Annotated in this window: 20 protein-coding genes; 7 read left to right on the forward strand and 13 right to left on the reverse strand. The window is 46.0% G+C overall.

All coding sequences use genetic code 11. From position 1 onward, the window contains the following. Positions 1-186 precede the first annotated feature (186 nt). The 3 genes from OLMES_RS14915 to OLMES_RS14925 all read left to right on the forward strand — a co-directional run bounded on the left by OLMES_RS14915 (position 187) and on the right by OLMES_RS14925 (position 3,697). Positions 187-1,863 (forward strand): nitrite/sulfite reductase, encoded by a 1,677-nt coding sequence (locus OLMES_RS14915; protein WP_087461992.1) that lies wholly within the window; start codon positions 187-189, stop codon positions 1,861-1,863. Next, a complete protein-coding gene (locus OLMES_RS14920) occupies positions 1,847-2,326 on the forward strand; it encodes a DUF934 domain-containing protein (protein WP_087461993.1) in 480 nt (159 codons plus the stop codon). The genes OLMES_RS14915 and OLMES_RS14920 overlap by 17 nt, the downstream gene beginning before the upstream one ends. A 207-nt stretch (positions 2,327-2,533) precedes the next feature. Further along, positions 2,534-3,697 carry a cation:proton antiporter domain-containing protein gene (locus OLMES_RS14925; protein ID WP_087461994.1) on the forward strand — a complete coding sequence of 388 codons (1,164 nt, stop codon included), beginning with the start codon at positions 2,534-2,536 and terminating at the stop codon, positions 3,695-3,697. An 86-nt stretch (positions 3,698-3,783) separates the two neighbouring features. Here OLMES_RS14925 and OLMES_RS14930 read toward each other — a convergent pair whose 3' ends face one another. Continuing rightward, positions 3,784-4,776, reverse strand: a complete 993-nt coding sequence (locus OLMES_RS14930) for a YhdH/YhfP family quinone oxidoreductase (RefSeq protein WP_087461995.1) — start codon at positions 4,774-4,776, stop codon at positions 3,784-3,786. Between the two features lie 52 nt (positions 4,777-4,828). Further along, positions 4,829-5,875 carry a protease SohB gene (gene sohB / locus OLMES_RS14935; protein ID WP_087461996.1) on the reverse strand — a complete coding sequence of 349 codons (1,047 nt, stop codon included), beginning with the start codon at positions 5,873-5,875 and terminating at the stop codon, positions 4,829-4,831. 416 nt (positions 5,876-6,291) lie between these two features. Between sohB and OLMES_RS14940 the strand changes: the two genes are divergently transcribed. Further along, positions 6,292-6,606 carry an SCP2 sterol-binding domain-containing protein gene (locus OLMES_RS14940; RefSeq protein WP_087461997.1) on the forward strand — a complete coding sequence of 105 codons (315 nt, stop codon included), beginning with the start codon at positions 6,292-6,294 and terminating at the stop codon, positions 6,604-6,606. 63 nt (positions 6,607-6,669) lie between these two features. Here the strand turns inward: OLMES_RS14940 and OLMES_RS14945 are convergent, their stop codons facing one another. From OLMES_RS14945 to OLMES_RS14955, 4 genes are all read right to left on the reverse strand, one after another. Next, a complete protein-coding gene (locus OLMES_RS14945; RefSeq protein ID WP_087461998.1) occupies positions 6,670-7,374 on the reverse strand; it encodes a hypothetical protein in 705 nt (234 codons plus the stop codon). A gap of 290 nt (positions 7,375-7,664) precedes the next feature. Further along, the gene (locus tag OLMES_RS29035; RefSeq protein ID WP_157678673.1) at positions 7,665-7,859 is read right to left on the reverse strand and encodes a DUF2141 domain-containing protein; all 195 of its coding nucleotides are present in this window, start codon (positions 7,857-7,859) and stop codon (positions 7,665-7,667) included. A 37-nt stretch (positions 7,860-7,896) separates the two neighbouring features. Continuing rightward, positions 7,897-8,376, reverse strand: coding sequence for a hypothetical protein (locus OLMES_RS14950; protein ID WP_087461999.1), 480 nt, complete (start codon positions 8,374-8,376; stop codon positions 7,897-7,899). A gap of 209 nt (positions 8,377-8,585) precedes the next feature. Continuing rightward, positions 8,586-9,002 carry a hypothetical protein gene (locus OLMES_RS14955; protein ID WP_087462000.1) on the reverse strand — a complete coding sequence of 139 codons (417 nt, stop codon included), beginning with the start codon at positions 9,000-9,002 and terminating at the stop codon, positions 8,586-8,588. A gap of 275 nt (positions 9,003-9,277) precedes the next feature. Here OLMES_RS14955 and OLMES_RS14960 point away from each other — a divergent pair, with 275 nt between their 5' ends. After that, positions 9,278-10,261 carry a transposase gene (locus tag OLMES_RS14960; protein ID WP_087462001.1) on the forward strand — a complete coding sequence of 328 codons (984 nt, stop codon included), beginning with the start codon at positions 9,278-9,280 and terminating at the stop codon, positions 10,259-10,261. A gap of 384 nt (positions 10,262-10,645) precedes the next feature. Here OLMES_RS14960 and OLMES_RS14965 read toward each other — a convergent pair whose 3' ends face one another. The 7 genes from OLMES_RS14965 to OLMES_RS14995 form a co-directional block, all read right to left on the reverse strand. Then, complete coding sequence (locus OLMES_RS14965; RefSeq protein WP_087462002.1) at positions 10,646-11,071, reverse strand: IS1096 element passenger TnpR family protein; 426 nt, start codon at positions 11,069-11,071, stop codon at positions 10,646-10,648. Positions 11,072-11,646: 575 nt separating this feature from the next. Beyond that, a complete protein-coding gene (locus tag OLMES_RS14970; RefSeq protein ID WP_157678324.1) occupies positions 11,647-12,729 on the reverse strand; it encodes a hypothetical protein in 1,083 nt (360 codons plus the stop codon). 130 nt (positions 12,730-12,859) lie between these two features. Beyond that, a complete protein-coding gene (locus OLMES_RS14975; RefSeq protein ID WP_087462004.1) occupies positions 12,860-13,282 on the reverse strand; it encodes a DUF695 domain-containing protein in 423 nt (140 codons plus the stop codon). Between the two features lie 506 nt (positions 13,283-13,788). Then, positions 13,789-15,507 (reverse strand): chemotaxis protein, encoded by a 1,719-nt coding sequence (locus tag OLMES_RS14980; RefSeq protein WP_087462005.1) that lies wholly within the window; start codon positions 15,505-15,507, stop codon positions 13,789-13,791. A gap of 166 nt (positions 15,508-15,673) precedes the next feature. Next, entirely contained in the window at positions 15,674-16,381 is a 708-nt protein-coding gene (gene dnaQ, locus OLMES_RS14985; RefSeq protein ID WP_087462006.1) for a DNA polymerase III subunit epsilon, read from the reverse strand. 45 nt (positions 16,382-16,426) lie between these two features. Then, on the reverse strand, positions 16,427-16,888 hold the full coding sequence (gene rnhA, locus OLMES_RS14990) for a ribonuclease HI (RefSeq protein WP_087462007.1): 462 nt from the start codon (positions 16,886-16,888) through the stop codon (positions 16,427-16,429). Between the two features lie 36 nt (positions 16,889-16,924). After that, positions 16,925-17,716, reverse strand: coding sequence for a class I SAM-dependent methyltransferase (locus OLMES_RS14995; protein WP_087462008.1), 792 nt, complete (start codon positions 17,714-17,716; stop codon positions 16,925-16,927). Positions 17,717-18,015: 299 nt separating this feature from the next. Here OLMES_RS14995 and gloB point away from each other — a divergent pair, with 299 nt between their 5' ends. Together gloB and OLMES_RS15005 are read left to right on the forward strand one after the other, a co-directional pair. Continuing rightward, positions 18,016-18,792, forward strand: a complete 777-nt coding sequence (gene gloB, locus OLMES_RS15000) for a hydroxyacylglutathione hydrolase (RefSeq protein WP_087462009.1) — start codon at positions 18,016-18,018, stop codon at positions 18,790-18,792. A gap of 103 nt (positions 18,793-18,895) precedes the next feature. Then, positions 18,896-20,701 (forward strand): lytic transglycosylase, encoded by a 1,806-nt coding sequence (locus OLMES_RS15005; RefSeq protein WP_087462010.1) that lies wholly within the window; start codon positions 18,896-18,898, stop codon positions 20,699-20,701. The last annotated feature ends 29 nt before the right edge of the window (positions 20,702-20,730 follow it).

Here is a 20,730-nt window from a genome sequence, read left to right on the forward strand (position 1 = left end):
TCAAAAATAATCATTTTAAGAATAAGTGCAAACTGGTATCGTAGCACCCCCAAATATTTGGTCATTTTAATGAGTATTGCATGGCTCTTGCATGCTGCTCTCTATTTGTCTCGGGCACGGGCAATCTTAAAGCAGCAGACTCACGATCATTTTGAAAGAACTTTAATCAATATCGGGTAGATAACGATGTACAAATACGACGAATACGACCACAAAATCGTTCAAGAACGAGTGGCACAATTTCGTGATCAGACCAATCGTTATTTTGCTGGCGAATTAGCCGATGAAGAATATCTGGCACTGCGTCTGCAAAATGGACTTTATGTACAACGGCTAGCGCCAATGCTGCGTATTGCAGTGCCCTACGGCATGATGTCCTCGACTCAGGTACGTAAACTGGCCGATCTCACCAGAAAATACGATAAAGGCTACGCGCACTTTACGACCCGCCAGAATGTACAATTCAACTGGCCCAAAATTGAAGACGTACCGGCTATTCTGGAAGAACTGGCATCTGTCGAGATGCATGCCATTCAAACCAGCGGAAACTGTATCCGGAACACCACAACAGATCAATACGCGGGTGCCATTGCGGATGAAGTGATTGACCCGAGACCGTACTGCGAAATTATTCGTCAGTGGTCAACGTTCCATCCTGAGTTCGCTTTCTTGCCCCGGAAGTTCAAAATCGCAGTAAATTCCGTGCCAGATCAGGATCGCGCAGCGATCATGGTTCATGATATCGGTATTCAGATTGTTGTGAATGACCAGAATGAAGTTGGCTACAAGGTTTATGCCGGTGGTGGCCTGGGTCGTACCCCCATGGTTGGCAGCCTGATTCGGGAGTTTCTGCCAGAGAAAGACCTGCTCACCTATCTTGAAGCAATTCTTCGCGTCTACAACCGCTATGGACGCCGGGATAACAAGTACAAGGCACGCATAAAGATTCTGGTTAAAGCGATGACGCCGCAAGTCTTTGCTGAAAAAGTTGAGGCCGAATGGGAACACATTCGCAAGAGCGGCTCCGAATTGACCGATACCGAGATCAATCGCGTTAAACAGTATTTCACTGCGCCTGACTATGCGACCTTGTCAGATACGCCCACTGAATTGGCAGCGCGTTTACAGGATAACAAAGCATTTAAAAACTGGTATGAACGTAACACTGCCACCCACAAACAATCAGGCTACCGTGTTGTTACACTGACCATGAAACAGATTGGTACACCGCCGGGTGATGTTTCCGACAAACAACTGGAAACGATTGCAGACCTGGCGGATGACTACAGTTTCGGCGAAGTGAGAGTCACCCACCACCAGAATGTGGTTTTGGCTGATGTTCGTCAGGATCAGCTGTTTGACCTCTGGCAACGTGCCTATACCGCCGGGTTTGCCACTCCGGTACTCAACCTGCTTACCGATGTAATCTGTTGCCCCGGAGGCGATTACTGCTCACTTGCAAACGCGAAATCCATACCGGTTGCAGAGCAGATTCAATCCCGTTTCGATGATCTGGACTACGTTTACGACCTGGGAGAACTGGAACTCAACATCTCCGGCTGTATGAATGCCTGCGGTCATCACCATGTTGGCCATATCGGTATTCTCGGGGTCGACAAAAAAGGTGAAGAGTTTTATCAGGTTTCACTGGGAGGTTCATCAGGCAAGCTGGGTGGCGGCAGCAACGCAGCCATCGGCAAGATTCTGGGGCCTTCATTTGCGCGGGACGAGATGGCAGATGTCATCGAAAAATTAATATCTGTTTTTGTGGAAAACCGTACCGAAGAAGAACTCTTCATTGATACGTATCGACGAATCGGAATGAATCCATTTAAGGAGCGCGTTTATGCCCAAGCTCATTAAAAACGAAGCAATCATTGATGACCAATGGACATTACTCGAAGAAGTCGATTCTGTAGAAAACGTGTCCGAAAACACCATCGTACCCCTGGCATTCTGGCTGGAAAACAAAGACAGCCTGCCAGCAAACACGGGTGTGTGGTTCGCCAGTAATGAAGAACCCGAAACCATCTCTGACGTGGTCAACGATTTACCGTTGATAGCCATTCATTTTCCGAAGTTTGCGGACGGTCGTGGCTATTCCATCGCGCGATTGCTGCGAGAGCGTTACGGCTATCAAGGCGAAATCAGAGCTTTCGGTGATGTCCTTCAAGATCAGCTGTTTTATATGAAACGATGTGGTTTTGATGCATTCGTTATTCGTGCAGATCGTGACATGGAAAAAGCACTGCAAAGTCTTAACGATTTCTCGGTGGTATACCAAACTGGTGGAGACGCTCGCCCTCCGGTATTCAGAGTGCGCTAATCTGATACATTACGCCACTTAGTTTTATCGTTTTAGAAGTCAAACAAAGCCTCGTTAATCCGAGGCTTTTTTTATGGGCTTCACTCAGCTACTATAATTTCCTCAGCTACTATAATTTCCTGATACACTCTGAATATTTTATTCCACCCTGAATCTTTGTCCTTGGCCGGGAAAGGATGTTTTACATAATGGAGTACAAACCAAGCTATGAGTGAAACATCGATAGTCGAATCGTTTTTCTTGATATTTTCCGGTGCGGCTGTATTTGCGACGTTCGCCCTGTTTACGCGACAGCCACTCATCATCGCCTATATCGCCCTTGGCGTTCTCATTGGGCCCTACGGTTTACACTACGTCAGCGATGCGAAACTGCTTTCCGAGATCTCGGAAATCGGTATTATTTTCCTGCTGTTCCTGCTGGGTCTGGATATGCAGCCCAAAAGTTTGGCACATATGCTCAAAAAAGCGACACTCGTTGCCTTAATAAGCTCTGCTGCCTTTGCCAGTGTCGGATTTGCGGTGGCCTACAGCTTTGGCTTTAGCACCCAGGAATCCTTGCTCATCGGCGTTGCGATGATGTTCTCCAGCACCATAATCGGCATTAAATTACTGCCTACAACAGTTCTTCATCATCGTCATACTGGTGAACTGGTGGTCGGCCTGTTGCTGCTCCAGGATTTAATCGCGATTATTGTGCTATTGGTTCTGAGCGGCGGGCAAGATACATCCTGGGGCCAGCTCGCGTCTACTGCTATCAATTTACCATTGTTGGTTATTTTTGCCTTTTTCACCGTAAAAATTGTATTACTTCGTGTTATTCAGCACTTTGATCGTTTCCATGAGTTTATCTTCCTGGTTGCTATAGGCTGGTGCCTCGGTGTGGCAGAGTTAGCGAAATATGTGGGGCTTTCATTGGAGATTGGGGCATTTATTGCGGGTATCAGCCTGGCAACCAGCCCGATATCCTTATATATCGCTGAACACCTGAAACCCCTCAGGGACTTTTTCCTGATTCTGTTTTTCTTCACGCTGGGCGCTCAGTTCAATATCAACCTGCTGGGTGCGGTCGCAATTCCCGCCATTATACTGGCCATCGCGATGCTGGTGATGAAACCGTTTATATTCCAGTTTTTGCTCAGACTGATCAAAGAACCCAAGGATATATCCTGGGAAGTCGGGTTTCGCTTGGGGCAGATCAGTGAGTTCTCCCTGCTCATCGCATTTCTGGCGACCTCGATCTCGTTGATGGGCGAAGAAGCCTCGACACTCATCCAGGCCACCGCCATTTTGACGTTTCTGGTGAACTCATACTTCGTTATCTTCCGGTATCCCAGTCCGATTGCAATTTCAGATGAACTACGGCGAGATTAATCAAGAGGATTGCAATCTGCAGCTCAGCTGGCTGCAGATTGCAATTTGGATGAAGAGATTGAGCAAATGAATCAAGCTCAGGCTAATCAAGCATCCGCATGCTTGACAACGACCCGTCCGGTGTTGTGCCCCGACAACATTGCATCAATGACGTCACTCAGCTCGTCTAAAGATTTGATCTGAATAGCAGACTCCGGGAGCGATAAACTCCACTCATTGGCGAACAGTTGCCATATTTCAGCTTTAGCCTTAAGCGGTATTTCCACAGAATCGACGCCGAGCAAGTTAACCCCTCTCAGGATGAAGGGAAATACAGAGGCTTCAAAGCCGAGACCGGCAACCATTCCACACGCGGTTACGCTGCCACCCGCTTTGGTTGATTTTATCAGGGTATTTAAAGCCTCCCCGCCAACCGTATCAATCGCGCCACCCCAGAGTTCTTTCAACATGGGCTTGGGAGAGGGTTCCAATGCGGAGCGATCCAGAATGGCCTTTGCACCCAATTCAGTCAACATGGCCTCAGCATCAGGCTTACCGGAAATGGCGGAAACATCGAACCCGAGCTTGGCAAGCAACGCGACAGCAATACAACCAACACCACCGGTTGCCCCGGAGACCGCAATGGCACCATCTTCAGGTTTAACGCCGGAAGCCAACAGTTTTTGCACCGACAGACCTGCAGTCAAACCCGCCGTCCCCAACGTCATCGCGTCCAGCAAACTGAGCCCTTCAGGACAGGCTACGATCCAGTTTGCAGGCACCCGAATATATTCACCAAATCCGCCCCAGGTATTCATACCTAAATCATAACCGGTGACGATCACCTGATCTCCGGCTTTCCATGCCCCATCGCGGGACTCAACGACTTCACCCGCCGCGTCAATCCCCGGCACATGGGGAAACGTTCGGGTTACACCTTTATTCCCGGTGGCAGAAAGGCAATCTTTATAGTTCAAAGAAGAGTACTTGACCCGAATTAAAACATCATGATCAGGAAGCGATTCAATAGGTAGCGTTTCAACAGACCTTCGAACCCCGTCGTTATCATTCGTTATTTTTAATGCCCTGAAATCAGCCATTAATTCACCCCGTAAGTTTTTATATTCAATTACTGTTTGTTACTGAAAATTATTACTGGAAAGGTCGTCTGGATACCATGGACCAGACCTTCATAAAGGTATTCTCCAGAGCAATTGAAGCCGCAATGCCCAGCTTTTCCTGTAATGATTTTCTGGCAATGTATTTCACTTCGAAAACTTCAGAATGATCACATGCGGTTTCGATAAGTTCATCCGAAGTCATCAGTTCATCCACCAGATTGACATCCATCGCGCGCTGACCAAACCAGACATCACCATTAGCCACTTTGTCCAGCTCTACTTTGGGTCGATGCTCATTCACAAACGATTTGAACAGTTCGTGCGTATCCTCAAGATCATCCTGGAATTTTTCGCGCCCCTTGTCCGTATTTTCACCAAATACCGTTAATGTACGCTTGTATTCACCGGCTGTCAGAACCTCGAAATCAATCTCGTTCTTCTTTAACAACTTGTGGAAGTTTGGCAGTTGCGCCACAACACCGATGGAGCCCACAACCGCAAAAGGAGAAGCCACAATCTTATCGGCCACACAAGCCATCATATAGCCACCACTGGCGGCAACCTTGTCGACACAGACCGTTAAAGGCACCGACTTTTTCTTGATCCGGTCCAGTTGTGCAGAGGCCAGCCCGTAGGAATGGACCATCCCCCCTCCACTTTCAAGTCGAACCACCACCTCATCCCGATCCTTATTGGCAATCGCGAGTACAGCCGAGATTTCTTCCCGGAAATGATCATTTGCAGACGCCCTGATATCACCGTCAAAGTTCAGTACAAACACTCTTTTTTTGTCTTCAACAGGCTGTATGCCTTGTTTTGACTGCTTTCGCTTTTCTTTATCAGCCTTCTTCTGCTCTTTGTGTCTCTTTTTCAGAATTTCCTTATCCAGCAAGTACTCTTCTATACTCTCCTTCATGGCTTCGAGTTTTTTATTCAGGTGGGTAACTTCGATATGGCCTGACTGATGCTTTTTACCCCGCATTGTTGCCGAGGCAATCCCCATGATAATGACTAACAAAGCAGCAACTATGGTCACCGCTTTGGCTAAAAATACTCCATATTCCGTTAAAAAGTCCAAAGCACACCTCTTGGCCGACAAACAAAAAGTTGAATGATATTTGTAGAGAAATCCACGTTAAAATAAGCGCCAAAGCCAAAGGCCGGAACGCAACACTCGGCTGGGCAGAAGATATTCCTGCAATCCGAACTTAATAAATAGGGTTTAGCAATTTAATTACAAGTGTTTACCAAATCAATTGGCCGTTTTTTTCAAACAAGCGTTCGATTTGCTGTTGACATGGCGACAAATTAACAATACATTCCGTCTTGACATTTGTCAGTTCGAGGGTGAAATCATTCTTACACTGACAGCTTCACCAGGGGTAAATGTACTCATCTTTACCGAAGTACATCTCAAGCCAGCAAAGCAACCACGAGTGCTTGTGCATAAATGGATGACTTTGCGGCCTACACTAATAACCAAAGGAAAGCGATATGCCTGTAGCAGAAATCTTCGACAAAATGAAATCCAACTTCAATTCTGACGCTGCCAGCGATCTTGACCTGGTATTTCAGTTTAACATCGAAGATGCAGATAACTATTACCTGGTCATCAAAGATGGTAACTGCGATTTAACGCAAGGCGATCATGACGATCCGTCTGTAACCCTGATTATGGATTCTTCCACTCTGCAAGGCATTGTGACTGGCGAAGTTGATGGTATGCAAGCATTTATGGCGGGCAACCTGAAAGCTGAAGGCGATATGATGCTGGCAACCAAACTGGGTGAACTGTTCTCAATGGGCTAGGCCACACACAGTTATACGATGTAAAATCGCACATTCCATTTGTGCGATTTTACGCTCTCCCTCTCAAGACGACCAATTATCAAGCGCCACTTCCGCCTCGGTATTCACCGCCCTAACCTTCAACCCTGCAGGTGTCAAATAAACCGAATACACCGCCTGATGGGCTAATGGCACATAAACACCCGCACCATAGCGTGAATCGACAAACGCACTGAATAACGTACTATTTGCCAGAGACCACTTTGATCGCTCATGATTACCATCACGGTTAGTATTTTCTTCGCTTTCATTATCCACCAGAGAATACACCGACCTGATCTTGTATCGCTCATCATGAACAGATCGATACCGGCCACTGAGCCGTTCAAAACGAAATGCAGGCTCCCACCCGAAAAAATAAAAAATACTTTTAAACGTCACCATGCGAGCGTCGAGTTGCCACAAATCACCATGAATCAAGAACTGCTCGGATAGTCCATCCGGATAGTTTAACGACAATTCAAACTGCTGCCGCCCCAAAGCCACGATAGAAACATCCGCAACAGGACGCTCCTGAGACATTTTACGATAATGGTAAATTTCACCGGCAAATAGCGCGGAATAAGCACTCAAACCACTAAAACAAAGCGCTACAAGCAAAAAACTCGCCCCACGAAAGGGTCGCCCTCTGACAAAACATCGCCCAGTCTGCAAGTAAAGATACGCAGACCACAGCAGACCAATCGAAGCAACGAGAAAGATAATACCGGACAACACCGGATAAGACATAACCACTCCAGAGAAGGGGTTGGGCTGTTAAGTAATTGTAGACTAATCGGAAAATGAGATCATGGAAAACACTTCCTCATAACGTCCCTCATTCGAGATCTGTAAAAGTTCATTGATGATCATTCAAGCCTTCGAAAATGCATTATTTATCGCAAAATATCAACAACTTGAGACATCTAGACAATAAGCTTTAGCAGCGAATCAAATTTGTCTGAGAGCTTCGCTCTGTGTGGTATTCATACTCTATTGATAATGCGACCAGAATTGAATCCCGTAGCGACGTTTCAAGTTCAGCTATTCGCTCCATTTACGATCTCTCCATGGCATACAAGCATGTTTGTGTCACACTCCTGATTGCCGCTTTCATCGTGACAAACTGCGACAGCGGAGACGCCGTATGGTAGCTCGGCAAATTGTACGGCGTGTATGTGTTGACCCGCAAATTGCGCCTTATCTGTATTTTGTGACGTACTGTGTTCCGAAATCCGTGGTTTGGAATTTACAGGTGGCTGTCTCGATTATTCATTTCTCATTTAATTTCTCGCCACGATCTAAACCTTCAAAGTATCTTTCTTGATTCTTACAAAACTTATAAGCATTCGAATTCAATATACTATTCTTCAAATTTTCAGAACTGGCATCGACAATGTGGTTTTGGTACACATCAAATATTCTAAGGCCAGCAATATCACAAAGTTCAAGAATTTCCGTCATAAATTCAGAAAAATGTTCACTGGAAACAGCAGCCCGAACTCTAACGTCCGTTACTTTTTTTTCTTGGACACCAATTTCAATTCTATGCTCGCCATAACCGTACATTAATATCTCTTCCGACCAACTTTCAACGGGTCGGAAATATTCCTCTGCGAACTCAAGAACTTCCTTGCCACAATCCAACCACTCCCAATTCTCATCTGTCTCAGGTAAAAATTCGCTTTCACCTTCCGAAACAAATTTAGTGGGCTCCGGAACTAGGTAACATTTGTAATGCCATAATGCCATTTACGCATTAACCTCTTTCATTTGAATTTGCCAGCAAATAAGCGGTTAAATAAGACACCCACTTCAACGGGCAAAATGGAGTCCTTTTTCCCACCAACGCCAGACCTGTGCTAGGTGAGGTTAAGAAGGACACCCACCCCAATTGTTTGCGTTTTTTGTATGGTGACAGCTCATGGAGTTCCGTAAGATTGCCTGGTTAGACGCTTGCATCACATGCCACCGAAGTAAGAGTTTAACTGTTCTAGTTGCTCAACTGACATAAGGTGACCAGATTGATCATCGAGGGATACGCCGCCATATTTGGTATTTAGAATAATCGCTGTTGTAAATGCCGTTTGAGCCTCAACTGAGTTGCCACCAAAACGGAACTGAAAAACGATACCATCATTGTAAATTTCTGGGATTATCGACTTAAACGGTGTAGGAAGTTCTGAAGCGGGGAAGGAATAAACCTCGACTCCAGCATCTTTACTATTTAGCTTAGCAGGCAAAAAGCCTGACATTTCTGCCAAATTTGCTTCATGAGTATACTCGATATTATATCCATGCTCCTTCGAATACTCGTTCAATTCTTTTGTGCTAGGCTCGACACTAAGAGCCAATACAACAAACAAACTCATTGACATCTGCTACTCCTTTTTTCGCGGTTAAGCACGTATAACCCGCCATCCTGAAACACTACCGAATAGACTCGGGGGTACTTTGTACTTCGAATTTCCGATTTACGCTCCTGTCAGCCCCATTCTTAACATTGCACAACCATAATTCTTGATTTGACCCGCAAATTGCGCCTTATCTGTGTTTTGTAGAAAATCCAGGACATCCATTCGAAACATTGACTCATGAACAATTTACTGTATATTCAACCAGACTAAACATCCTCTTCAACGGATCTGAAGACATGCCGAAACCAAGGAAAGCTCAAATTTCACTCGACGCAACGCCCTACTACCACTGTATATCCCGCTGCGTGCGCCGCAGTTTCCTCTGTGGCGTCGATCATTACACCGGTAAAAGCTATGAACATCGGCGGCAGTGGGTCGAAGACCGATTAATCCTGTTAGCACGTACCTTTGCTATTGATGTCTGTGCCTTTGCCGTGATGTCAAACCACACCCATACCGTACTTCGGATCAATCAATCGAAAGCCGAAAGCTGGAGCACAAGAGAAGTCATTGAACGTTGGCATGGTATTTATGCCGGTAATGCACTCTCCAAGCGGTATTTATCCGGCGATACATTACTCGAATATGAACAGCACCGTTTAAAAAGCTTAGCAAAACTATGGCGAGCGCGGTTGCAAGATATTAGCTGGTTCATGCGATCATTGAATGAGCCCATTGCCCGTGCAGCCAATCAGGAGGATCAATGCACAGGACGATTCTGGGAAGGCCGGTTTAAATGTCAGGCGTTGTTGGATGAACAAGCCTTAGCTGCTGGTCTCGCCTATGTCGACCTCAACCCAATCCGCGCCGGTATTGCCGATTCGCCGGAATCATCGGATCACACCTCGGTTCAAAAACGGATTAAAGCGGCAAAGGCTGACACTCCTCATCAACCGGGTTATCTATTACCCTTCGTCGGAAACCCCAGAAATGACCAACCGGATGGCCTTCAGTTTAACTTACAAGATTACCTCGAGCTAGTGGATTGGACCGGACGAATTCAACGGGACGATAAGCACGGGTCGATCTCAACCACTCTACCGCCGATCCTGAAACGTTTGAACATCAACGAAAAACAGTGGACTCAACTTACGGGTAAAATGGAGTCTTTGTTTCCAACCTTCGTTGGCAAAGCTGAACGAGTAGAAATCGCCAGTAAGCGCCTTGGACACCGACGGATTTCTGGACTGGCCCAGTGTCGAAGTCTGTTTCCGACATAAGCAACGCGTATAACCCGCCACCCTGAACCACTACCGAATAGACTCGGGGGCACTTTGCGCTCGGAATTTGCGATTTACGCTCCTTTAAGCGCCATTCCTAACACCTCACATCCATTGTTTTTGTTTTGACCCGCAAATTGCGCCTTATCTTTGTTTTGTGACACACGGTGTTCCGAAAGCTGTCGTTTGGAATTTACAGGTGGCTGTCTCGGTATTTCCCTTCTCTGAGTTTAGCAAAATATGGGTGGGAATCGACCTTTTTCTACAGGCTCAACGCCTGCATCTGCGGCAATAAACAGCTGGCGGCTTTTGCGCCCGCGCAGCGGAAATGCGCAAAAGGTGACAGCTGTTTTTTGTCCGTAGCATGCACTTGTTAGGCAGTGATTACTCATATTCAGGATACTGCACTGGATTAACACCAAATTCTTCAATAACTCTAGGGTAAATTGCCCCCTTTAAAGGGAGTTTTGCCTTGTGTCTTGTTTTGCTAACCCTAAAATTCCAATTATCTCCATAATCAAACAAGTAAAATAACGATTTGCCTTTGGGTAAAGGGAATAAATCTTCTAATGTGTGTTCATACAATCCATTGTTTTCATCATTAAACTGTCTACGTTCCATGCTACGAAATGTATTAGCTATAAAAAATTCATACAAATGGTCATTGTCAAAACCCACAGCTTCTTGGATTGCTATATGCAAATCATCCAAATTCGAGCTCGAGTCAATTTCGACTACCTTTACGCACTCTTCATCCTCTTCTGATGAAAAGCCACCAAATATTAATTCAACTTTCACTGTAATAATCATGTTACATATCCTTTTGCCTAACGCTTTTATAAACGGCGCGCGTGTCTTTGCGCGTCCAGTGTAGCCCACGTTCCTTTGTGGGCGGAACGAGGTTTGATAAACTTGTTATATTTCTATGTTAAAAGACTCACGAAAGGCAACAAGAAAGCCACTAGATACCCTAGAGCATACGCACATATGACGTAAAAAAACATCGTAAAGCGACTATCGCTACACTGTTTTTTGGCGCGGTAATAGGCAAGCACAACAAACATATAAAAAATCGCTGTTAAAGTCGAAGTGTATTCAAGGTCTGGCGTACTCAGCAACTCGGCCATTGTGGAGTTCTTTGAAAATAACCACAATATAGACTGAGGCCAAGATAACAAAACCACCCAAACTATGAACGAGCTAATCCATGGTATAGGGCTAAATGAATCAATGAACCACGCGAAAACATGTGGTAGCAATGCTCCATAAACACCCCATAAAATACAGACAACAGCAACTCTGAACAATCTCTCTCCTAAATATAACGCCGCGCTCTGCGGCAAATTTGGAGCGCAGCGGAAAATTTGTCCGACAGCAGCGCCTTGTTAAAGCTTTCTGACGCCCAGTACAATTCTATTTTTGGAATCGATGAGCGTTCTAATAGAATCATCTCGATAGATTGATTCATTTGAATCATAGGAATCCTTCGTGGACCATATCGGCCCTGTTAAAGCGGATTTTACTAGCATCGGTGCTTGATCAATTACATCAACCACTTTACTGATGTAATGCTCTATACGTTCATTAAATTTTGGCAGCACTGCATATTGACTGTTTGCTAGAGTAAGTGCGCTAGCACATTGAACTTCTTTTGACGCATTAGGATCATTTGCATAAGCATCGCTCACGGCCATTACTGCTGTTTGCAGTAAATTCACAGGGTTATCTTCCCTCGCCAGACCTGATATCAGATCTACATCTTTAAGATACTTTGATAGGCAAATAATTAAAGAACTGTATTCACCTTCGAACACAAATGGAGTTAAACAATCACCTTCCGACAGCCAAAATTTGACTTGCCCCTCCGGTATAAGTCCATCATGAGGATGTACAGTTCCAAAATTGGGAAGATCAGCTTTGAAATCATCCCATTTCAATCCATGAATGCTTACATGATCTACAGAGTGGGCACCAAGAAAACCATTGTATTCACTAGGCAGGAAGACAGTAACTTCAGTTTCGCCTCCTGTATAATGATCCCATGCGCAAATCCAAAACACTCTTGTAGTAGCTGCTCGAACAGAAGAACCAACTCTGCCAATAGAACCAGTTACAATATCGTCAATGGCCAATTTCAGATTTTCCAGCAGCTCCTTAACCTGGAGTATGCTTAGGACACTATTTGGATCATGTTTGGCATCATTATATGCAAGCCTGATATTGTGAATGAAATCGACTTTAGACTGGCTTATAGAATGCGTTTTTAATTCTTCAATGAATGAGTAGAAATTATCTCTGTTGTTTTTCGTAGGGAACACATCACGCTTGAGAAACAGCTCTGTCGCTGAAGCGATCTTTGATAGTAGATTTTTAATATCTGATCCATCATACCCCTCGATGATATAACAATTCAGTAACCGCAATGCCTCATCTATTTCAGAAACCATTGCTTGTCCATAAGTACTCAAATTTCGAACTCCTGCTGCTTTTGAGCTTTAACGCATGGCTCTGCGGCCCAAAATGCTTGGCGACTTTTTTGCTGAGCGCCAGCGAACGCACAAAAGGTGCCAAGCGTTTTGGGTCCGTAGCAGCCTCTTGTTAGGCGATTTTTGCCCATTTAATAAATGCATTATGATAGCCCCAATTATCGTTTTCTGTGAATTCAATTTGCAAAGGATATTGCTTGTGAGAGCTTAAAATTTCATTAAAATTATTCATCCACTCATTTATATCTTTTACATACCAATGCCACTCTTTTCTTCCTCCACCAAATACAACTAACGACAAGATTCCTTGCTCTTCACTCTCCAATACATCAATGGCATCCTCAAATTTATTTTGGAGTTCATTAACATCACCAGGCGCAAGTCCGTTTGAAGTAGATTCATATGGCCAAAAGATTCCGATACGATGAGTGAACAACTCCTTTAATTCTTTGGGATCTTTAATGCACCTATAGGTAATTGGACAACCATTTTGTTCGCCCCTTAAAGTAGCATACTCTAACGAATTTAAATCCATGTTTGATTTCCTCTCCCCATATGCCTAACAGCTTATTACCTTGCATGCTTCGTAAATAACTCCCAGCCCACAAGATTTCTCATTTCTATCACGTTTGTAACCGTGATCATCAGTGGCTGAACCTAACATTAACTATGAGTGTATCAGCATTTTGCAGGAGGAAAAGGAAGCATTCCAACATACATAGACAGGCGCTTTGTCTATGTAAATAAAAATATAGAACATATTTTTATTATTTATCAGCCACTTAAAATTTTATAGGAGGAAAAACTGCGCTTCGTTTTTCAGGTTCTACATAGACAGAATTTTCAAAAAAACCTCAACTCCCATTACACCTGTCGTTATGAACAGCTTTTTTTTCAGAGATGATAAAAAGGAAGCAGTTGCCACTTCTAGGTAACGTTAAAAGTGCTGACAGGTAGATTTCGAAGGCATCTAATGCACAAACTGCACTGATTTACCCTTACCTAAACAGTGCAGTTTGCTCGATGGTGAATATGAACTTTTTATGCCGCAGTGCTATATCCAACTGATTTCAAACTTTCTTCGGTGAGTGAGAGTAAGTCTGCATTGGGGGCTTCGCGGCTGGACATGCTTTCGATGTAGTATTCCAGGGAGGTTAATATGTCCGCGAGGGTTTCCATGAGTTTTTGATCCGGCAGGTTTTCGCTGTCGATCAGTTCTTTTTGAATGCAATCTGCACAGGCTTTCAGCGAGTTTGCCAGTCGTTCCTGTCCGATCAGGATCATGCTGCCGCGCACGGCATTTAAACTGCTGTATACGTTGGCCAGGTGCATTTTATCGAAGTTGGATTCGTAGTAGGTTGTAATGGCGCGTTTTGTTAGCGCCAAACCGCCCTGTGCTTCGGAATTGACAACGATAAGGGCTTCGGTCAGGAACGGACTTTGGTTGATGTTCAGGTTTTCGGGCATGGCAGTGTCATCTGCTTCTGCAGAGATACCATGATCCACGATTTTGTGGGCGGCTTGTTCCACCGCTAATACGGCATCCGCGATGCCCAACAGTTCATCTTCGGATGGAACGGTGCCGGAGTTGGACCAGTTTTCCAAAATTTTTGCTTGAGACCGGGTCAGTTCCGAGAGTTTGTGCAGGTCCAGCATGCTGAGCGTATCGGAAAGCCGTTTGAATGTGCTGACAATGACAGAGAAATCACTTTGATCCGGATCAATACCGCGCTCGATGATATCCAGTTTGTCTTTCAGCTGCACAACCTCTTCCTGGAGTGCACCCGCCAGAGACTGCAGAACATCCAAACCGGGCCCGAATAATTGTTTGCGATGGGACACCAACTGTTTTTCATTGAAGCGCATGGGCTCTTTGCCATACCCGCCGAGCACGTACATCACTTCTTCATTATGTGATCCGCTTAATGCGAGCATGTAGACCAATTCTTTGATAATGGAGTCCGGCGCTGTTTTACCGGTTACCACTTTGCCCACATACACCAGCTCTTTGGTGTATTTTTCAATACGCATGAACAGGCGTTTACGGGGCTTGGTCAGCTCCATGTTCCGGTCCTGAATGGCCTGAACCACGATCACGAGCAGACACCAGAGTTGGGCAAGCGGTGAATCCTGACACAAACGGGATAAACCACTGGATGCCCTTGAAAGCAACTTCAGGCTTATATCAACATTGTTATCCCGTAAAATACCCAGTAACGCGACCTGATACATTTGCCGCAAACGTCGGGAATGGTGTTCGAAATCCGCCAAGGGGGCCTTGGCGTGGGCCTTGAACGGCTGACACATGTCGAACTTTTTGGAAATATCCAGTTCGAAAAAATGGGAATCAGGCAGGGGCTTGTTGTTTTTCTCCTGTCGTAAATCATTGATGACAGGCAGCAACAATTCCGGGTGGTCTTCGCGTTTGGTTTTGAAATACTCTGCATATCGACGCAATACGAACAGCGAACTGTTCAACGTGGTGAGCAGGGTATTTTTGTCATCGGTGGCACCTACCGGCACTTCGTTTGCCAACGAAACGGCTTCCTGGCAGAGCAATACACCACCCTGCACTTCAACTAGTACAAAAATACCACGAAGTTGATTGATATAATCAATGCAATTTTGCAGATCTTCACTACTTTCACGATTTTCCTGAAAGCGTTCCAGACTTTGTTCCGCTTCCTTTATCGTGACCTGTAATTCTCCGTAAACAAGATCAAACGATCCTGCCATTGTTGACAATGACGTTTCTGCCATCTGCGATAAGTTCCTTTACGACCTAAAGCGATTGTCTGAATTTGTGACCCACCAGCCATGCAAAAGTGAGTAATCATCATTAACTTATAACACAAATTTCAGGCTTCACAAGAAACTACATGTTTCACTCGGTAACCATCAATGCGTAATTGGAATCGAAATTGATCTATTCAAAGCGACGCCACAGCACCTCTGCGCCCCCTTTTTCAAGCGCAGCCAATTTATCGGCATGCCGGGTCAGTTCGGCGTCACTGGCCTTGATCACGGGCAAACGGGGTCGATTGGCGTCAAGACGAATTACTGTCCCGACATCATCCTGCCCTTCCTCCTGCTGACCGTCCAACATCAGCGCTGTCTGGCCACCGGTCATGGCGAGGTAGACCACCGCGAGAATCTCGGCATCCAATAACGCGCCGTGGAGCTCCCGGTGACTGTTATCTATACCATAGCGTTTACAGAGCGCATCCAGATTGTTTTTCTGGCCAGGATGCTTTTTACGTGCATACAGCAGGGTATCCAGTACGGTACAAAAGTCGCTGGTTTTCCCGGGGGACGGGTTGAGCATAGCGAATTCATAGTCCATAAACCCGATATCGAACGCAGCATTGTGAATGACCAGCTCAGCACCCCGGATAAACTCAAGAAATTCTCCAGCCACTTGACTGAACAGAGGCTTGTCTGCCAGAAATTCATTGCTGATGTTGTGCACTTCGAGTGCGCCGGCATCCACTTCGCGCTGAGGATTGATGTACTGATGATAGTGTCGTCCGGTCAACTCCCGGTTAATCATTTCGACACAACCAATCTCGATAATTCTATGGCCCTGAGCGGTTTCAAGACCGGTGGTTTCGGTATCGAGTACAACTTGTCGCATATTATTTCCTGAAATTAGGCGTCCGGGTTAATTGTTCAAACGGGCTCAAGACGATCTGAAGCCACTACCATTGCGGACCGCATCGGTACCGCGATTGGCCAGTTCATCCGCCTTTTCATTACCCGGATGACCACTATGACCTTTAACCCAATGCCATTTGACCTGATGCCGCTTCAGTGCCGCCTGAAGCGCCTGCCACATATCTGCATTTTTGACCGGTTTTTTCGCGGCGGTTTTCCAGCCGTTTTTTTCCCAGTTCGTTATCCACTCGGTAATTCCTTTCCGGACATATTGAGAATCCGTATACAGATCAACCTCACAGGACTGATTCAACGCATTCAAACCTTCAATTGCAGCTTGAAGCTCCATTCGATTGTTCGTTGTTTCTTTTTCCCCGCCAAATAATTCTTTCTCGTGTTCACCACTTTTAAGGAAAACCCCCCATCCTCCGGGACCCGGGTTCCCCTTGCAGGCTCCATCTGTATACATTGTTACGTGTTTCGTCATGTTTTGTATTCTTGTACGCTGTTATATTAGAAATACTCAGGTATCGTCCCGTTCTTTATTGAACAGGCTGGTTTTACTCAAGCCATTCGCCACCGGCATTCCGATCACTTTGGCCTTGGCCCAATTGGGTCGGAGCGGGATGGTCGCGGCGACTTGTTTTTGCGCGCTGATTAGATAATAAGCCCCGGTCGGCAAGTGGAACCGCCGCCCCAGGTACTCGAAAAAGCGAATCTGGGCCTCTTTCCCACCGGACAGCACGGGCAATCGAAAAAAGTGATAATCCACTGAATTGATTCTGAAGTTAAGCAAACTCAACCAGTCTTCTATCCGCTTGCATGCGATAAATCGCGCCGCCCACGGCGAAACACGCTGCCTCAGCATTAATTTTCTTGCACCCCAGGTGGATATGGGGTTAAAACCGAGAATCAGCATATGGCCACCGGATCTCAGCACTCGACTCGCTTCCCTTAATGTCTGATGGGGCGCTGCCGCAAAATCCAGCGTATGGTGGAAGACCAATAAATCCAGACTATCGCTTTCTATGGCCAGCTCGTGTGGCTGGGACACCAAACAGTTTTCCGGCATATCCTGACACCATGCCGGCACGGATATCATTTTATGTCCCAGGCTGCTGTTCATCGCCAGGGGCAATCTATGGCTGATACCAACCTCCAGCTGATGAAACCCGAAGAGACGGGATGTGGCGTGATCAACACACTTTCGCTGGTCTTCCAGCAAGGCGCGACCTAGGGGGTTTTGAAACCAGTCTTCAAATTGCTTGAGAAAATACACATAATCTTCCGTAGTTCGGTTTTTCATCAATCGCATGGCCATGCACCAGTGGTTCTATGTACCAATATTTTGATTCTTTTCCCCATATTAAGCGACCTGAGGTCTCACAGCAACACACACGCTTTCGCAATCCATCCTGCGTTGAGCTGCGGTTACCGGTTGACGGTTTTAAATTTATCGATTTTGGTGTTATTGTGTGTAGGTTGAGTCGCGAGATTTCTTACTTTGCGCACGATCAACTTGTTCCAAGTAACGACTCGTTCCAAGTAACAATTGAATATACGTTGGCTATACCGATGCACACATGGCACCTTCTGCAGACCTGAATAACTCCTATGATCAAAATTACACCAATTCCAGCTTTTAACGACAATTATATTTGGGCACTGATTGATCAAGAGAATGGCGCCATGGCCGTGGTTGACCCGGGTGATGCAAAGCCCGTTCTAGCATTTGCAAAAAACAACAAACTGACGCTCACCACAATCCTGCTCACCCATCACCATTTTGATCATGTCGGTGGCGTCAAGCAATTGGTCGCTGAATTCAACTGCCCTGTATATGCCGGCCATCAATCAAAATATCAGCCAATTGATCATGCACTGCACGAAAACGACAGTTTCACGTTGTTTGGACTGGAGTTCAATGTGATCGAGGTGCCAGGCCATACCCTTGATCATATTGCGTATTTCAGCGACAGCCTGGATTATCCCGTATTGTTTTGCGGTGATACGCTCTTTTCCGCTGGATGCGGTCGACTTTTCGAAGGGTCACCGGAAACCATGTTTCAGTCTCTGGCAAAGTTGAAGGCGCTCCCTGAAGAGACTGCCATTTACTGTACCCACGAATACACCCTCGCGAACCTGGATTTCGCTAAAACGGTGGCTCCGGAAAATACTGCGCTAAAACAGTATATTGAGCGCTGTGAACACCAGCGCCAAAACGACATGCCAACATTACCTTCATCAATAAAAACCGAACTGGCCATCAACCCGTTCCTGCGAACATCCGACCCGGAAGTCGCCGCTGCTGCAGCAACACAAGTGGCCCATCCCCTCGCATCTGATGTGGACGTATTCACTGCAATAAGAAGCTGGAAGGACCGGTTCTGAGTGCTTTGAATCATGCTTATCCACTGAAAGTGTTTCAATTTCCTGAATTCGTAATTCTGCACTATTTCAGAATGCAATAAACCACATAAAAAAAGACTCATTTATGCTCAAATTTGCTTCGTTCAACCGAGTAACCCGATTCAATCGAGTTAACCCCCTATTCCCGCTGATTCTGCTCATTTTTTCTTTAACGGGGTGCAGCACACTTTCCAACCTGGAAATCCCTTATATTTCGGAAAATACCGCTGAGCACGACAGTGCGCTTCAAACCGAAGACCTGAGCGATCAAATTGAGACCATCAATAAAGGCGACGAAAACAACTCGGACAGCAGTATTGATGGCGAGTCATTCGTACCGGCGAACAGCCAGGAGTTAGCCGAGCTGGAAAAAGAAGCCGAACAACCCGTTGAAAACAGCCTGCCGGGAACGGGTGATTCAGACGAGACCGCAGTCACGTCTGAACTTGAACCGAAACACGATACCATTTGGCCCCGGGTACGGAATGGTTTTGCGCTGGATTTAGCTCTGGACAACCGTCGAATTGATGTGCAATTACATTGGTATGCCAAAAATCAAAAATACCTGGATCGCTTATTCGTTCGGGCTAAACCTTACCTGCATTACATCGTTGCAGAAGTCGAAGCCCGCGGTATGCCGCTTGAATTAACCTTGCTACCGGTTGTAGAAAGTGCATTCGATCCCTTTGCCTACTCCCACGGCAGAGCATCCGGAATCTGGCAATTTATCCCCGGCACCGCCAAGCGCTTTGGACTGCAGCAGAACTGGTGGTATGACGGACGCAGAGATGTGATTGCATCAACCAGGGCTGCACTGGATTATCTTCAATATCTGCACCGCTTCTTTGATGGTGACTGGCTGCATGCCTTAGCCGCCTACAACTCGGGTGAAGGCACCGTACAACGGGCAATCCGCTACAATCGCAAGAAAAACAAGCCAACCGATTTCTGGAATTTAAGGCTCCCCCGCGAAACCCGCGCCTATGTACCCAAATTACTGGCTATTGCCAAACTGGTTAATGAGCCTGCTAAATACAACGTGACCTTACTGGGCATTCCAAACGAAGATCAGATCAAAATTGTTGATATTGATGCGCAAATCGACCTTGCTCAGGCCGCGAAACTTGCCGGAATCAATGTAAAAGAACTGTACCTGCTCAACCCCGGTTTCAATCGCTGGGCCTCCCCCCCGGATGGTCCCCATGCACTGGTTATCCCCATTGAAAAAGCAGAAAGCTTCAAGCAGGCATTTGCTGAACTCCCCAAAGAAGATCGTGTCCGTTGGGAGCGCTACCAGATTCAAAATGGTGACTCACTGATTAAAATCGCCAAGAAGTTTAATACTACCGTGGATGCAATACGTCAGATCAATAACATTCGTGGCAATCTGATTCGTGCGGGTAAACCGTTGCTGATTCCGGTCGCGGCGCGGGGAGAAGATTATTACGCGTATAGCGCACCCGAGCGTTTACAGGCACACCTTGCGAAAGCTTCGGCCAATACACGCCTGAACAAGATTAAACATAAGATTAAACGAGGTGACACGCTGTGGGATTTATCACGCCAGTACAAGGTCAGTGTCAAACAGCTGGCTAAATGGAATGCCATGTCTCCAAGAGACCCATTGAAGCCAGGCAGAACCCTGACGATCTGGTCTAAACCCAACAAAAAGATTACGCTGGCAGCCAACAGCTCCAGTGCGTCCAGCCCTGCACTGCAAAAGAAAAAACTCAACTACAAGGTACGAAGCGGTGATTCACTTTACCTGATCGCCAACCGCTTTCGCGTGAGTATCGATGACATCGTGTCCTGGAATAAACTGAATCCGAAACGTTACCTTCAACCCGGCCAAAAACTGACGCTGTTCGTGAATATCGCCTCGGTTGATTAAGCACTACCGATACAAGCGCAAGTCGATGT

The sequence above is a fragment of the Oleiphilus messinensis genome (genome assembly GCF_002162375.1).
GTDB classification, from domain to species: Bacteria; Pseudomonadota; Gammaproteobacteria; order Pseudomonadales; family Oleiphilaceae; genus Oleiphilus; species Oleiphilus messinensis.